This is a genomic window from Gilvibacter sediminis (assembly GCF_028561565.1).
Lineage (GTDB): Bacteria > Bacteroidota > Bacteroidia > Flavobacteriales > Flavobacteriaceae > Gilvibacter > Gilvibacter sediminis.
In genome coordinates this window covers 1139798-1155680 of the sequence record NZ_JAQQTE010000001.1, presented here as the reverse complement: position 1 = coordinate 1155680, position 15883 = coordinate 1139798, and the positions used below count along the sequence as shown (strand labels likewise).

Genomic DNA, 15883 nt, shown 5'->3' with positions numbered 1-15883 from the left:
AGTGCTTCTTACCTTTGACCTTTACAATTTTTGCTATGAATTTATCTGCATTACAACCCGCCGTTAGCACCATAATTGAAACTCACAAAGACAGTCCAGACACTGCCATGCAAGGCATTTGTGACCTCCTGCAAGCAGAAGTTTCTTATTATGATTGGGTGGGATTCTACTTTGCCGATCACGACAAACGCCTGCTGCATCTAGGAAAGTTTGCCGGTGAGCCTACAGATCACACGACCATTCCTTTCGGCAAAGGTATCTGCGGACAGGTTGCAGAGTCTAATGCCAATTTTGTAGTACCCGATGTAAAAGCGCAAGACAACTATATTGCTTGCAGCATCACGGTAAAGGCAGAGATTGTGGTTCCTTTATTTAAAGACGGAGTTAATATTGGACAGATTGATATTGACAGCAATAGCATTGACCCTTTTAGCCCTGCTGACGAAGACTTCCTGACTTGGGTCAACACGCAGTTGGCTGAGATACTATAAAGAAGGCAACCCGAATTCTGTGATAGAACTTTGTAATGAGGCTTTAAAATACAATAAAACAAGGCGTTTTATTGATTTTAGGCATAGCAGCGCTATGCTAAAATTAAAAAACGCAACATAGTTACTTGTTTTGAAGTAGTTTGAAGACGGAATAAATTTTCTATTGCAGAATGCGAGTTCAAAATTACATACCTGTTCGGATCGCTTCAACAGGATCCAAACGCGATGCGGAGATGGCCGGAATGATTCCGGAGATCAATCCAATGAAGACCGAAATACCGGTTCCGATAAACATATTCCAAGGAGAGAGAATAAACTCAAAGTCACCTGCGATCTGAGAGGCTGCAATGGACGCGAGGAACACAAAGAAGAGACCAATAGCTCCTCCAATTACTGCTAGAATGATCGCTTCAAATAAAAATTGGAAGAGAATGAATTTGTTCTTAGCCCCCAAGGACTTTTGAATTCCAATGAGGTTGGTGCGTTCTTTCACACTCACAAACATGATGTTCGCGATACCGAATCCACCTACCAAGAGGGAGAATCCACTAATGATCCAACCAATCACGTTGAGCTGGCCGGTAATATTGTCAATGGCATCTGAGAAGCCTTGCAGTTGATTTAAAAAGAAGTTGTTGCTGTCGTCTGAACGGAGCCCTCTAAAATTCCTCATTTTAGCGGTTAAGGCTGCGTTGAATTCGCCTTGATCCACACCCGTCTTAGGTTTGATCACTATAAATGGGAATACGGATTTGTTGTTGTCTCCAAAGATCCGACGGCCAATGTTCACCGGTAAAAAAGAAGCAACATCCTTACTGCCGCCAAAGAGCCCGCGACCCTCTTTTTCCATAACTCCAATAACGCTCAATCTGCGTCCGTACACACGTAAACGTTTCCCCAGCGCTTCATCAGCTCCGCCAAACAGCGTGTTAGCTACCTCATCTCCAATAACAATAACGGGAGCTCCACGAACGGATTCTGATTCGTTAAAGAAACGACCTGCTTGCAGTTTCACATCTTCAATCCGTGTTTGCTGATCGGTCACAAAGATCATTTCTACATTCTCAATGAAGTTCTCTTCAAAACGCACCGTTTCTGGAGCCACATTGATCTGATAAGAAGCTCCGTAAACATCCGGCACCTGTCTTAAGATCATTTGATATTCCTCATAAGTAACATCTGGGAACTGTTCGCGTTTCCAGATCGGGATGTCTGTCGGTCCAAAAGAAAAACGCGCCAAGAATAGGGTGCGATTATCTAGAGAAGAAATACTGTCTTCAATATCTCGTTTTAAAGAATCTACTGCCGCCAATACTGCGATGATCGAAAAGATACCAATAGTCACTCCCAAGAGTGAAAGGAAGGTTCTGAGCTTGTTGTTCTTCAGTGCGCTGATAGCGAACACAAAGCTTTCTTTTAGGATGCGGAAGTATATCAACATGAGATGATCAGCGCTTTTTAAAAACCCCGCAATGGGCGGGTTTATTTGTAATACGAAGATAAGACGTTTTCAGTAAGGATATGTTACAATTTTGCTAATGAAATCCGTACTTTTGCCCTTTAAAATTTTACTTCAATGAGCGGCACAAAACAAATTCAATCGGCACTGATCAGTGTATTTCACAAAGACGGACTGGAACCTATCGTTAAAAAACTCCACGAGTTTGGCGTAACCCTTTATTCTACAGGAGGTACAGAACGATTCATCCAAGACTTGGGAATCCCTGTTGTGGCGATAGAAGATGTGACCAGCTACCCTTCTATTTTGGGCGGACGTGTAAAAACTTTACACCCAAAGGTCTTTGGTGGTATTCTAAACCGCCAGGACCATGAAGGTGATATTGAAGAGATGGCCAAGTTTGAGATTCCACAATTGGATTTGGTGATCGTGGACCTCTACCCTTTTGAGAAAACGGTAGCCTCTGGTGCTAGCGAGCAAGACATCATTGAAAAAATTGACATTGGAGGAATTTCTTTGATCCGTGCTGCGGCAAAGAATTTCAAAGACACCGTTTGTGTTTCTTCTATGGAAGACTACAACGACTTCTTGCAGCTAATTACAAAGAGTGGGGGAAGCACTACGGTTGCAGACCGCAAGCGCTTTGCAGCGCGCTCGTTCAATGTATCTTCTCATTACGATACAGCGATCTTCAACTACTTCAATGCCGATCACGAGATCGCTGCTCTAAAAGTGAGTGAAACCCAAGGAAAGGTATTGCGTTATGGAGAGAACCCACATCAGCGTGGATTCTTCTTTGGAGATTTTGACGCTATGTTTGACAAACTTCACGGCAAGGAGCTCAGCTACAACAACCTTCTGGACGTAGATGCAGCCGTGACCTTGATGCTGGAATTTTGGGGAGAGGCGCCAACCTTCGCGATCTTAAAGCACAACAATGCTTGCGGAATCGCACAGCGCGATACGGTACACCAAGCCTATGTAGATGCTTTGGCAGGTGATCCTGTTTCTGCTTTTGGAGGAATTTTGATTTGCAACACCACCATTGATGCAGCTACTGCTGAGGAGATCCACAAACTCTTCTGTGAGGTAGTAATTGCTCCTGATTTTGATGCAGATGCCTTGGAGATCCTCAAAGGGAAGAAAAATCGCATCATGCTTAAAATGAAGCAAACGGCCTTACCAGAGACCATTGTTCGTTCTTGTTTGAACGGAGCTTTGGTACAGGACAGAGATCACAAAACTGATACTGCAGAAGATTTAACACAGGCTACCGACAATAAACCGTCAGATTCTGAGTTAGCAGATTTACTATTCGCTAGTAAAGTGTGCAAGCACACCAAGTCCAACACCATTGTTTTGGCCAAAGGAAAACAACTTTGTGCCAGCGGTACCGGACAAACTTCTCGAGTAGACGCCTTACGTCAAGCGATAGACAAAGCAAAGAGCTTTGATTTTGACCTCAACGGGGCGGTTATGGCCAGTGATGCTTTCTTCCCGTTTCCGGACTGTGTGGAGATCGCTGATAAAGCCGGAATCAAAGCAGTGATTCAACCCGGTGGATCCATCAAGGATCAATTGAGTATTGACTACTGCAACGAGCACGGTTTGGCCATGGTGATGACGGGTACTCGTCATTTTAAACACTAGAGGTAAAATCGGCGCGACAAGTGCGGTAAAAGTCGATGCTACTTCATTAATTTTATTACTTTTGTGTGATACTGATCTTCAGGCCACTAATTTTAAAGCTGCACGCACAATTTTATGGGATTTTTCGACTTCTTAACAGAGGAAATAGCAATCGATCTGGGCACTGCTAACACCCTGATTATTCACAATGACAAGGTGGTTGTGGATGCACCTTCTATCGTGGCCAGAGACCGTTCCACAGGTAAGATCATTGCCGTAGGTCGAGAGGCCAATATGATGCAAGGAAAAACCCACGAGAACATCAAAACAATCCGTCCGCTTAAAGACGGTGTAATTGCAGACTTTGATGCCTCAGAATCGATGATCAATATGTTCATCAAGGACATCCCGGCTATCAAGAAGAAACTCTTCAAGCCTGGTTTGCGCATAGTGATCTGTATTCCGAGTGGTATTACAGAAGTGGAGATGCGTGCCGTTAAAGAATCCGCAGAAAAAGTAAACGGTAAAGAAGTCTACCTGATCCACGAACCGATGGCCGCCGCTATTGGTATTGGGATTGACATCATGCAGCCTAAAGGAAACATGATTGTAGATATCGGAGGGGGAACCACAGAGATCGCCGTAATTGCCTTAGGTGGAATTGTCTGTGACAAGTCTGTAAAGATCGCAGGTGACGGGTTTACCAACGACATCATATACTATATGCGTACCCAACACAACCTCTACGTTGGGGAGCGCACCGCAGAGAAGATCAAGATTCAGATCGGAGCTGCTATTGAGGATCTTGAGTTGCCACCAGACGATATGGCTGTGCAAGGACGTGATCTGCTAACTGGGAAACCAAAGCAGATCCAGACCTCATACCGTGAGATCGCCAAAGCTTTGGATAAATCGATCTTGCGTATTGAAGATGCCGTGATGGAGACGCTTTCTCAAACTCCTCCAGAATTGGCAGCCGATATTTACAACTCCGGAATCTATTTGGCCGGAGGTGGTTCTATGCTTCGCGGATTGGACAAGCGCTTGTCGCAGAAGACAGACCTGCCTGTTTATATCGCGGAAGATCCGTTGCGCGCTGTAGTTCGCGGAACCGGAATTTGTTTAAAAAACATAAGCAAGTACAAAAGTGTGTTGATCCCGTAATAGTCCCCAAGCATGCAGCAGCTTATTAATTTCTTTATTCGAAAGAGGCATTTTCTGTTGTTTTGCGTGTTGGTGCTGCTCGGACTCTTTTTCACCTTTCAATCCCGATCCTATCATTCTGGAAAATACCTCAGTGCTGCCAATGGCATTAGCGGAACACTTTTCAGTTGGACCTCTGGAATAAGCGACTACTTAAATCTTAAGACGCAAAATGAGCTGCTACAAATTGAGAACAGTCAATTGAGAGAGGCTGTGGGCAATGTGGATTCCATATTTCAAAGTCAAGCCTCGCAGAACACTTTATGGGGAGGGGTAGATTATATTCCAGCTCGGGTGATCAACAACAACTACAGCAGAACAAAAAATTACCTGACCATTAAAGGTGGTGAAAAATTAGGCATACAAACCAGTATGGGGGTAGTAAGCCCCAACGGTATTTTAGGAATCACTGATAAAACTTCCAACGGCTATGCCACAGTTTTGTCAATCTTAAATACCCAATCCAGCATCAACGCTAAACTCACTAAATCCAATCACTTTGGAACCCTGCAGTGGGACACCAGAGACCCGAATATTGTACAGCTGGTGGATGTGCAACGCCTTGCACCATTAGCCATAGGCGACAGTATAGTGACGGGAGGACGTTCTACCATTTTCCCAGCGGGAATACCTATCGGAGCCATTGAAAGTTATGAGCTGGACCAATCGGGCAACTACTATGTGGTGCAAATCAAACTGTTTAACGACATGACCAATTTAGGTCCGGCATATGTCATTAAAATGCCAGACGCAGCAGAGATTCAGGAACTAGAAGAAACCATCCCCGATGAAGAATGAGGTGATCTCCAATAGCATTCGGTTTGTGCTGCTCTTGCTCTTGCAGGTGTTGGTCTTGAACAATGTGGCCTTGTTTGGTTATATAGTTCCGTTCCTTTACGTAATCTATATTTTGAGGTTCCCGGTTACGGGAAATCGATCTGTTTTGCTCATTAGCAGTTTTCTTTTAGGATTATTTGTGGACATCTTTAGCAATACGGGAGGGGTTCATGCCGTTGCTAGTGTAACGATGGCTTACAGCCGCCCGCTGTTCTTAAAAACCTCTTTTGGGATCAGCTATGAATACAATGTGGTGAAGATCATTGAAATGCCTTTGGGCGGGATCATCACCTATGTTTTGGGCGCGGTATTTGTGCATCATTTTGTACTGTTTAGTTTAGAGATTTTTAGTCTGAGCCAATGGGCGCTGGTTTTAAAATCAACCTTGTTCTCAGTACTCTTTAGTAGTTTATTGATCTTGTTAAGTTTCATCCTTTTAGGCTCCAAAAAACGATGAGAAAACTTTTGCTTTTAGGACTTACTCTATGCAGCGGATTGGTATTCGCCGCCCGCCTTTTCTATTTGCAGATCTACGATTCCAGCTTTCAGAAACTCTCAGAGAACAACGCCATTAAAATGGTTTATGATTTCCCGGAACGCGGGTTCATCTTTGATAGAAACGGAGAACTCTTAGTGGCCAATCAACCGGCCTATGACATCATGGTCATTCCGCGAAACGTCAAAGACTTGGACACCCTTTCTTTTATTGAGGACTTGGGAATCAGCAGGGAAGAGTTTGACAAAAAACTGAGCAAAGCTTGGACCTATTCGCCTCGAATTCCATCGCCATTTATGCCGCAACTCACCAAGGAAGAGTTTGCCGCCTTGCAAGAGAAGATGTATCAATACAAAGGCTTCTTTATTCAGAAACGCTCCTTGAGAGACTATCAAGTTCAGCATTCTGCTAATGTTTTAGGATTCATTGGAGAGGTCAATGATGGCATTATGAAGCGCAATCCTTATTACCGCTTGGGAGATTATATTGGTATGACGGGGGTGGAAAAGCAGTATGAGGAAATTCTCCGCGGAGTTAAAGGAGTCAAATACATTCAAAAAGATCGATTTAACAAAGATATTGGCCCGTATAAAGAAGGAATCTTTGATACCATTCCAGTTTCTGGACGCGATATCGTCTTGACCTTGGATTCTGAACTTCAAGCCTACGGACAACTGCTCATGCAAAATAAACGCGGCGGCATTGTGGCTATTGAGCCCAAGACTGGAGAGATTCTGTCCTTGATCACCGCGCCTTCTTACGACCCGGATTATTTAGTGGGTCGCAAGCGATCAAAAAACTATACTGCGCTTTACAACGATTCCATTGCCAAGCCGCTTTTTGACCGTGTATTAGAGGGTCAATACGCGCCTGGTTCTCCCTTTAAAGCCTTGACCTCTTTGATCGCCTTAGAAGAAGGAGTGATCACTGCTGAGGAACGCATCAGTTGCAGCGGAGCTTATTATTACGGCGGACGCAAACCACTTGGATGCCACGCCCACCGCGGACCCTTGGACATGGTTGGAGGAATTGCAAACTCCTGTAATACCTACTTCTGTACAGCCTATAGACGAACCATTGAAAAGTATGACAGTCCTCAAGAAGGGATAGACGCTTGGCACAACCATTTGGCCAGTTTTGGACTGGGTAACTATATGGGCTATGACTTACCGAGCGGGCGTAAGGGTTATATTCCAGACTCGGGCTTCTATAACCGCAGTTATAATTATCCAAAGTACCGCTGGTACGCAACAGCCACCATCTCTAACGCTATTGGTCAAGGAGAGGTCACCATGACTCCTATGCAAATGGCGCATACCGCTTCTGTGATTGCAAACAAAGGATGGTTCTACCGTCCGCATATCATCAAACAGATCAAAGGCGTGGACACCTTACCTCAGAAATACACAGAGAAACACTACACCTCTATCTCAGCAGAGCACTTTGACCCTGTGATTGAAGGAATGTTTGACGTGTACAATGAAGGTACTGCGGAATATATTCAAATCCCTGGAATTGAAATCTGTGGAAAGACCGGTACTGCAGAGAACTTTACCCGAATTGACGGAGAGGTTGTACAATTGACGGACCACTCCATTTTTGTGGCCTTCGCGCCTAAAGACGACCCGAAGATTGCCATTGCCGTGTTTGTGGAGAACGGATATTGGGGATCTCGTTGGGCAGGGCGTATTGCAGGACTGATGATTGAAAAATATTTACGCGGTGAGATCTCGCGCCAAGACATGGAGGATTTTGTGATCAACGGCAGTTTGGAAGACGAATACGCCAAACCATTCTCTGGCGAGCCCTTTATAATCAATCAATAATGCAACGCAATAGCACGCTTCAAAATATCGACTGGATCACCGTGATCCTTTACTTGCTTTTGGTTGCAGCCGGCTGGATGAATATTTACTCGGCCTCACTTTCAGATACCGCCGTCTCTTTTACTAATCTGGACAATATTTACGCCAAGCAACTGTTCTTTATTGGCTTGAGTCTGGTGCTCATAGTTTTTATTCTAGCAGTAGACGCCAAGTTTTACGAACGCTTCTCCAGCGTGATCTACCTGATAGCCCTAGCCAGTCTGTTGGGGCTATTTATATTTGGAAAAGACATCAATGGGGCACGTAGCTGGTATTCTTTTGGTTCCTTTGGATTACAACCGTCCGAATTCGCTAAAGCCGCAGCAGCACTTGCCTTGAGTAAATATCTCAGCGATATTCAGACCAACGTAAAGCTGTTCGACCATCAATTAAAAGCCTTTTTGATCATTCTGCTCCCCGCCTTGTTGATCGTACCTCAACCTGACCCTGGGAGCGCTTTGATCTTTACAGCCTTGATCTTTCCGCTCTACAGAGAAGGTCTCCATTTCATTTATCTGCTCTTAGGATTCATTGCGGCCTTCTTATTTATTGCCACTCTGCTCATTGGGGTTTATTGGGTGGCTGCAGCCGTAGCTGTAATTGCCCTGCTGCTTTGGTTCAAGAACAGGAAGAAGAAACGCAACTTGGGCAAATATGTCATCATTACTGGAGCCTGTGTGGCCTTCGCATTTTCTGTAAGCTATATCTTCAACAATGTGTTTGAACAGCGCCACCGGGACCGTTTTAATATTGTATTGGGCAAAGAAGTAGATACCCGAGGCATTGGATACAACACCAATCAAAGTGAGATTGCTATTGGTAGCGGCGGCTTTTTAGGTAAAGGCTGGACCAAAGGAACCCAGACCAAAGGAAATTTTGTCCCGGAACAGCACACCGACTATATTTTTAGCACAGTAGGTGAAGAATGGGGCTTCTTGGGAAGCATCTTTGTGGTGATCCTATTTTTATGGTTGATCATTCGCCTACTGATCTTAGCAGAAAGGCAAAAGCAACAGTTTGCCCGCGTTTATGGATACAGCGTGGCTGCGATACTGTTCTTTCACTTCTTTGTAAACATTGGGATGGTGACTGGTCTGTTCCCTACCGTTGGGATACCACTTCCCTTCTTTTCCTACGGAGGTTCTGCCCTTTGGGGCTTTACGATTTTGCTGTTCATCTTTGTTAAACTAGACTCCAGCAACTTTATCAACCGCTAGTCAATGTCGTAGTAAAGACGATCAATACGGGATTGCAGCTCTTTTTGTTGAGACGAAGGAAGTTTTGCAAAAAAGTCGATCCCTGTGGCCTGCTCAATTTCATCCACAGAAACGATATAATCCGAATAGCGCGTGATGTCCTCCCGATGCGGAATCAAAAAAGCAATGACGCGATACTCTCCGCGATAGCTATCCACCACAATTTTATAAAAAGCATTAGGAACGCTCACCTGCTCAGAACCAATGGCATCCATTGGGTTTTTTAGCACGCCACCAGTGATGACAAAGACGTCATCATTTTCCTTGGCCCATCTGCGAACGCGCTGTTCTAAATAATTCCAAACACCGCTGTTAAAGTCATGCAATTGCGGGCTGATGTTACTAGTGTAGAAAGTGTCTTTAAAAGCATCGTAGCTAAATTCCATATCGGCTGCCGCTACTAAATGTCCACGGTCATAGCCCGAATTCTTATAGTTGCGCCAATGTGCCGACTTGGATTTCACCTTTGGATCCTGCTCAAAATACGGGCGATCAAAGTCGTTGTTCACCACCTGCTCTTCTCGTAAGGTATAAGCCACCCAATTGGCCTGCTCATGAGTTTCATTATAGGACAAGGTGTAATAATCACGAGACACCAAAGCATCTCCAGCGGGAAATAGCGTCGCTCCAAAAGTATCTGAACTGGAATCAACAGACACTTCTGTTGTTCCCACCGGGTTATTATCGATATAATCCTCCAAATAATACAAGGCAATGGTTACTACTACAATTAAAATGGGGTAAACGTATTTTCGAGACATAAATGTGGCATCTAATCCGCAGTAAAAGTAAAACTTCCCACTGTAAATTACTATCGGGAGATACTGGCATGCGTTGAATTTGCTTATTTTCGAACTATGCGACTCTTTTTAACGATCCTGATTTCTATCCTCGCGATCTCCTGCCAACAACGAGAGGAAAAGCTTCTAAAACGCATTTATGGGCTGCACCAAACCGCCGATACAGCAGTTAGTGCAACGCAACACAAATATTTGCTCGAGGCGCGGTACTTACTTTTAAACTCAAAAGTTGGTGACGACTCTATACGTATTGACAATTTTAACCGGCTGGGGCTGTACTATCGAAAAAGAGGTATCATTGACAGTGCTGCCAATCAGTTCTATAACGCAATCAGTTTAACCGGCGAAAACACCCAACAGCGACTTGACAGCTTGTTTTATTCGGGTTGGGAGGCCTATTACACGCTTAAAAACTACGGAGATTGCCTGACCATTTGTGACAAATATGCTCCTCTTATCAAGAGTTCAGATCATCAGCAAGTGGCGAGTCTCTATTACATGAAAGAAAATACTTTTAAGGGGTTAAGACAGTACGATAGCGCCTTTTTTTACAATAAGAAGCGCCTTGAAGCCTTAGCGCGCACAGAGGACGAAATCTCAACCTTTCCTGCAAAAATTTCACGTGCACAATACCTCTATTACGATTTTGGTGACAGCGAAGGCACATTTGCAATTCTCGATAGTATTGAGGCGAGTTCGGTAGAAAAAATTCCGGAACTAGGAAGACAACTTTACGGTAATTACGGGGTTTTCTTATACTACGAGGACAGAAAACAAGAGGCTTTAAAGTATTATATTAAAGGACTTGAAGCCGCTAAGAAAACTCCGGACTCTCCCGACAAAATAACACTTTTAGCCTATCCCTATGCCAATATAGCCGAGGTGTTGATCGACTTAGAACGTTATGAAGAAGCTGAAAAATATCTCGACTCTGCGGTGGCCTTAGGCTTTGCCAATATAGATAGAGGTGTTCAAAGCAGCTTGCTCAAGTACACCTACAACCTCAATCGACTTACTGAGAACGAGAGCAAAGAAGTCATGCGCCTTTTAGATTCGGTCATCTATGCCCTAGATGATCAATACACACAAAAATTCACCAATGAACTCAAAGCGCTGAACGAAGCCTCTAGGACCGAACAAGACCTGATACAGCGCAATACTGCAACTCAAATAGAGAATCTGCAGTTGCAAACACGTATTCTCATTACTGTGGTCATCGCGCTAGTTCTCTTGACTATCGGTTTTTGGTATTTGCGTTACCGCAACACAAAATTTCAACGCACGCAATTGCAGCTACAGCAGCGTTTGTTACGTACTCAAATGAATCCGCATTACACTTCAAATTCCTTGTACGCTATTGGCAGACTCATCAAAAAAAGTCCGGAGCAGGCCTCTAACCTGCTTACCAAATTTTCCAGACAATTACGACAAGTGATGGAGAATTCGCTAAAGAACAGGGTGCTTTTCGAAGATGAGATGACGGCCCTTAAAGGCTATCTCGAATTGCAAAAGCTGCGGCTTACGCGCGGTTTGGAGTACAAAATCAATTACGAGAATTTTCAAGAAGATGATCCTATTTACATTCCTCCCATGCTCATTCAACCCTTTGTAGAGAACGCTATTGAGCACGGATTTAAGGATATTGATTATCTTGGACGTATCGAGTTGCAATTGTGTCGCGAGCAAAAGATCCTGAAATGTACAATAGCCGATAATGGTAAAGGCTTAAGTGAAGGAAAGTTTGAGACGCGCGAGAATTCTTCCATCGGATTGATCCGCGAGTTTTTATTAAAAACGACCAAGTCCGATATCGTCGTGGAATCTGGCGACGAGGAATCTGGAACTCGAATAAGTATTCAAATCCCCTATAGCACAACCGATGACCATTAAAGCCATTATTATTGACGACGAAGCCTTTGTGCGCGATCACGTACGTGAGATATTGGAGGAAAACTACTCCAAAGAAATTGTTGTGGTCGCAGAAGCCCATGGAGTTGAAAAAGGCCTTGAGGCCATTGAAAAATTCGATCCGGATCTGCTCTTTCTGGATGTGAATATGGGCGATGGTACCGGCTTTGACCTGCTGGATAAAATTCCTCAGAAAAACTTTGATTTGATCTTTATAACTGGTTTTGACGAGCACGCTATTAAAGCAATCAAAGTAGGCGCTTTGGATTATATTCTAAAACCTATTGATGACGATGAGCTCCTTGCTGCGATTGATAAAAGTGTAAACAGCAGACAGTCTGACTCGCACTTGGAAAAACTCTTGGAGGTCTCTGGAGAATACTTCCGAGGTAGTGAAAAGAAACGAGTGATCTTAAAGACCACAGATACCGTATATGCGATCTATGAGGATGATATCATCTATTGCCGATCCGACGGAAATTACACCACCTTTTACACGCGGCAGATGGAGAAGATCGTAGTATCTAAACCGCTTAAAAAGATAGAAGAGATCTTGTCTGAGTCTCACTTTATCCGTTGCCATCAGTCTTATATTGTCAACAAACAACACGTGCTGAAGTACAACAAAAAAGGCGTGTTGATTGTACACATGGACATTCAGGTGCCCGTCTCTAGCAGACGCAAGGATTACACCTTGAAGATGATTTTTGATTAAAACCAATTTGAAATAAGCACTGACGAATTTGCAATCAAAGCTTACGTATATATAATGTAGCTTTTCCAATTTGACGTCAATCCAAATATTTGCACTAACGTAAAAATTTAAGTCATGAAAAAATTATTCCCTGTACTGAGTTTGCTCCTTTTGGTGGTAGTGAGCTCCTGCGAAAAAGAGGTTATCGACCAAACGGAAATCAATCCGAACACTGAAGCCCTCACATTAAAAACAACAGCTTTAGAGAAAAGCATGTCAGACAACGAACTCTTAGAAAATAGAATGGAATGGTTGGCCTTTCTATCTGCTAAAGTCTTAGATAACGATGCAAGCAAGATCACCCAGATCAATAATTTGATGAGCGCGGCAAACACCATCAAACTCAAAGATCTTTTTGGCAGTCAGAATCCCGGATTCGAGACCGCGTTTCGCGAGCTGTTGTGGCGAGAGATCTATGTTGTTCATCCAGATCCTGATCATGATAGAGACAAGCCGATTCCACCTATCGGAGGCTCCGGAGGCAATGGATTCATTGAGAATGTAGTGTTAGACCCAGCCAACTTGGCCAAAGCAGATGAGACCTTGGGCGGCGACGGGTTAAACACAAATGACGAACAAGTAGAGGCATTTATGGATTATTTGCAGAACCAACACTGCCTGGAATTGTATTTCCCAAATGGACAAATCTTTTACAATGCCTTTGGCCTTGTTGCAAACAACCCTAATAATTATATAACGACAACAGCTCATCCATTGAATAGCGATTCCTTTAACGCCGGAATTAAACGCAAACACAAGAACATGCCTTACACCTCAGACGGTTACACCGCCAGTGTAACGGTCAATCCTGCCTACGTGAGTGCAGAGACCAATATCATAGTAGCACGCCCATTTTACTTTGGCAGCAACTGCAGCTATTCTGACCTGGGTGGTTTAGATTTTACACTTTTTCTAGACTAATCAAGTCTCCCATAAATCATTAGAAAAGCCACCCTTGCGGTGGCTTTTTTCATTAATAACAGTTTTTAGCCCAGCTTATACGAATTTGAAACAGATGGCTACACTTGCACATTGACCCTTGTAAGCCCCGTAAATACAAGGCACCTTAGTAAAACAAAACACGAAATCCCTGTAATGCTAAGTGTCATGAAAGAGCAATTATACATCCTGGTTAACCGCTTGATCAAAGCAAACGGAATCCAGCTCAATCCAGAAGAACTGCACCTGCAGATCATGAGTCACCCTTCTTATCCAAGCCTTCATGCAGTAACCGGAGTACTCGATCATTTCAACATACCCAACCTTGCTTTGCGTGTTCCGACTGCATCAGAAGTATTGGAACAATTGCCGCAAACCTTCATTGCCAATATGCAACAGGAAACAGGTTCGGATCTTGTTTTTGTTCAAAAGAAAAAGCAGCGGTTGATCTGTGTGGCGGGAGCCGATAAGAAAGAGGTTCTTTCAACTGCGGAATTTTTAAACCGTTGGGATGGGATCATCATCGCTATTGAAAAAGATGAAACCCAAGCCCTGGAGTACAAACAGCCAAGTCTTTTACCTAAAATAGGACTTGTACTAGCTGGCTTCGCAACCCTGTTGTGGTTCTTTAGTCAACAAGGGTCTCTATTTACAGCCTTCTATTTTACACTGAGTTTATGCGGATTGGCAATCAGTATTTTGATAGTCAGACATGAATTGGGACTCAAATCTACGCTTACCGAAAAATTGTGTCAAAGTGGAGAAAAGACCAACTGTGATTCAGTACTGAACGCTGCGAGTTCCAAACTATTTGGCCGTATCAAATTGAGCGATTTGAGCTTAGTTTCCTTTGGAACCTTTAGCCTATTCACACTGATAAGTCTTGCTTTAAACATTTCTGTAGAAGGACTATTGATATTCTGCTGTTTTGCTGGCATTCCTATGGTGATCTATTCGCTATACACCCAAGCTTTTGTGGTTAAACAATGGTGTCCATTGTGTTTGGGAGTAGTAGCAGTATTAGGAGCGCAAGCAGCGCTCGGCGCAATGGGCGGTCTGTATGGATTGTCCATTGTTTTTTCTTTGGGGTCGATTTCATTGATGGCGCTAGCCTTGACTGTAGTCTATAGTGTTTGGTTTATTGTCAAGCCTCAGATTCAGCAACTCAAAAAAGGTCGACAGACAAGCATCCTCTACCACAAATTCAAAAGAAACTATTCTGTCTTCACTGCCTTGTTACAGCAACAGAAGTTCAGTCCTGTGCCCGAGGTTAAAAATGAAATCGTTCTAGGGAACCCTTATGCAAGGCTACGACTAGCAATTGTCACTAGTCCTTATTGTTTCTATTGCAAAGATGCGCATAAGGACCTGCACAAGATCCTAGATCAAGCTGGAGATCAAATAGCTGTAAGCCTCCGCTTTTTGGTTGGAGAGAATAAAGAAAGTGCGATGTATAAGATCGCTTCTGAGGTCTTACATGTCTATCATACCAGAGGTCAGAAAGCAGTGATGCATTTATTGGATGCCCTTTACAGCACAGATATAGATCTCAAGGCATGGGTAGACACAACCAATATACACTGCAACCCAGCCTATGACTCGGTGATCTCCAATCATGACCATTGGGCAAGAGAACATCAGATCAACTTTACACCAGCCTTAATTGTTGGTGGCTATCACTACCCGCAGCAATACGAACGCACAGATCTGATCGGCTTTATAGAAGACCTAAAGACTAGTCAAGAGACATCAGGACAAATCCCTGCTGCAAGCGCATAAGATTTATCAGACACATATCGCGAGTGTCTCAAAAGGATCGCGAAAATCAAATCTCTTAAATCATTCAAGATGAAAAATCTATTGAACCTAAATGGAGCTCAAGCATTGAGCAACGAACAATTGAAAGCTGTTAACGGTGGATTCGCAGAATGCCGCACAGGTTGTCCTTTTAAACTAGGACGTCCATGTGACTGGTGTGTGGACTAAGAACACCGCAACTATTTGACACATGGCTCAAGTGTCTTATTTGTTTGGGCCGCTTAAAAAGGATTTAAAATGAAAAATCTATTGAACCTAAACGGAGCAACAAAACTATCGGCTACAGAGCAAAAAGCGGTACAAGGTGGTGGTTTTGTTGACTACCAATGTGACATGGCAACCGACTGTGGATCAGGAGGATGCTGGCTTTGTATCAGAGGTCGTTGTAAAAACTACTGCCTCTAATAATCACAAGGGGCAGTACGCTG

The 15883-nt window shown here is 43.7% G+C and carries 15 protein-coding genes; 13 read left to right on the top strand and 2 right to left on the bottom strand.

Features of this window, described 5'->3' with window-relative positions; translation table 11 throughout:
* Positions 1 to 35 precede the first annotated feature (35 nt).
* A complete protein-coding gene (locus POW22_RS05230) occupies positions 36 to 491 on the top strand; it encodes a GAF domain-containing protein (protein ID WP_272831571.1) in 456 nt (151 codons plus the stop codon).
* A gap of 184 nt (positions 492 to 675) precedes the next feature.
* On the opposite strand, the gene POW22_RS05225 is transcribed toward POW22_RS05230, so the two are convergent.
* The gene (locus tag POW22_RS05225; RefSeq protein ID WP_272831570.1) at positions 676 to 1932 is read right to left on the bottom strand and encodes an ABC transporter permease; all 1257 of its coding nucleotides are present in this window, start codon (positions 1930 to 1932) and stop codon (positions 676 to 678) included.
* Positions 1933 to 2067: 135 nt separating this feature from the next.
* On the opposite strand from POW22_RS05225, the gene purH reads away from it, so the two are divergent.
* The 6 genes from purH (at position 2068) to rodA (ending at position 9197) form a co-directional block, all read left to right on the top strand.
* Positions 2068 to 3600, top strand: a complete 1533-nt coding sequence (gene purH, locus POW22_RS05220; protein ID WP_272831569.1) for a bifunctional phosphoribosylaminoimidazolecarboxamide formyltransferase/IMP cyclohydrolase — start codon at positions 2068 to 2070, stop codon at positions 3598 to 3600.
* A 114-nt stretch (positions 3601 to 3714) separates the two neighbouring features.
* Positions 3715 to 4743 (top strand): rod shape-determining protein, encoded by a 1029-nt coding sequence (locus POW22_RS05215; protein WP_272831568.1) that lies wholly within the window; start codon positions 3715 to 3717, stop codon positions 4741 to 4743.
* Between the two features lie 12 nt (positions 4744 to 4755).
* Positions 4756 to 5580: a rod shape-determining protein MreC gene (gene mreC, locus POW22_RS05210; RefSeq protein WP_272831567.1), complete on the top strand. Its 825-nt coding sequence runs from the start codon at positions 4756 to 4758 to the stop codon at positions 5578 to 5580.
* On the top strand, positions 5570 to 6076 hold the full coding sequence (gene mreD / locus POW22_RS05205; RefSeq protein WP_272831566.1) for a rod shape-determining protein MreD: 507 nt from the start codon (positions 5570 to 5572) through the stop codon (positions 6074 to 6076). The genes mreC and mreD overlap by 11 nt, the downstream gene beginning before the upstream one ends.
* Entirely contained in the window at positions 6073 to 7941 is a 1869-nt protein-coding gene (gene mrdA, locus POW22_RS05200; RefSeq protein WP_272831565.1) for a penicillin-binding protein 2, read from the top strand. Before mreD ends, mrdA begins: the two co-directional genes overlap by 4 nt.
* Positions 7941 to 9197: a rod shape-determining protein RodA gene (rodA, locus tag POW22_RS05195; RefSeq protein ID WP_272831564.1), complete on the top strand. Its 1257-nt coding sequence runs from the start codon at positions 7941 to 7943 to the stop codon at positions 9195 to 9197. Before mrdA ends, rodA begins: the two co-directional genes overlap by 1 nt.
* On the opposite strand, the gene POW22_RS05190 is transcribed toward rodA, so the two are convergent.
* Positions 9194 to 9997 (bottom strand): DNA/RNA non-specific endonuclease, encoded by an 804-nt coding sequence (locus tag POW22_RS05190; RefSeq protein ID WP_272831563.1) that lies wholly within the window; start codon positions 9995 to 9997, stop codon positions 9194 to 9196. The two genes, rodA and POW22_RS05190, sit on opposite strands and share 4 nt — an antisense overlap.
* Before the next feature lie 96 nt (positions 9998 to 10093).
* Here POW22_RS05190 and POW22_RS05185 point away from each other — a divergent pair, with 96 nt between their 5' ends.
* From POW22_RS05185 to POW22_RS05160, 6 genes are all read left to right on the top strand, one after another.
* A complete protein-coding gene (locus POW22_RS05185) occupies positions 10094 to 11926 on the top strand; it encodes a histidine kinase (protein ID WP_272831562.1) in 1833 nt (610 codons plus the stop codon).
* A complete protein-coding gene (locus tag POW22_RS05180; RefSeq protein ID WP_272831561.1) occupies positions 11916 to 12659 on the top strand; it encodes a LytR/AlgR family response regulator transcription factor in 744 nt (247 codons plus the stop codon). Before POW22_RS05185 ends, POW22_RS05180 begins: the two co-directional genes overlap by 11 nt.
* Positions 12660 to 12773: 114 nt before the next feature.
* Complete coding sequence (locus POW22_RS05175) at positions 12774 to 13619, top strand: hypothetical protein (RefSeq protein ID WP_272831560.1); 846 nt, start codon at positions 12774 to 12776, stop codon at positions 13617 to 13619.
* Between the two features lie 186 nt (positions 13620 to 13805).
* Positions 13806 to 15416: a vitamin K epoxide reductase family protein gene (locus tag POW22_RS05170; RefSeq protein ID WP_272831559.1), complete on the top strand. Its 1611-nt coding sequence runs from the start codon at positions 13806 to 13808 to the stop codon at positions 15414 to 15416.
* 69 nt (positions 15417 to 15485) lie between these two features.
* Positions 15486 to 15623, top strand: a complete 138-nt coding sequence (locus POW22_RS05165) for a hypothetical protein (protein ID WP_272831558.1) — start codon at positions 15486 to 15488, stop codon at positions 15621 to 15623.
* Between the two features lie 69 nt (positions 15624 to 15692).
* Positions 15693 to 15860: a hypothetical protein gene (locus POW22_RS05160; protein WP_272831557.1), complete on the top strand. Its 168-nt coding sequence runs from the start codon at positions 15693 to 15695 to the stop codon at positions 15858 to 15860.
* Positions 15861 to 15883: the final 23 nt, after the last annotated feature.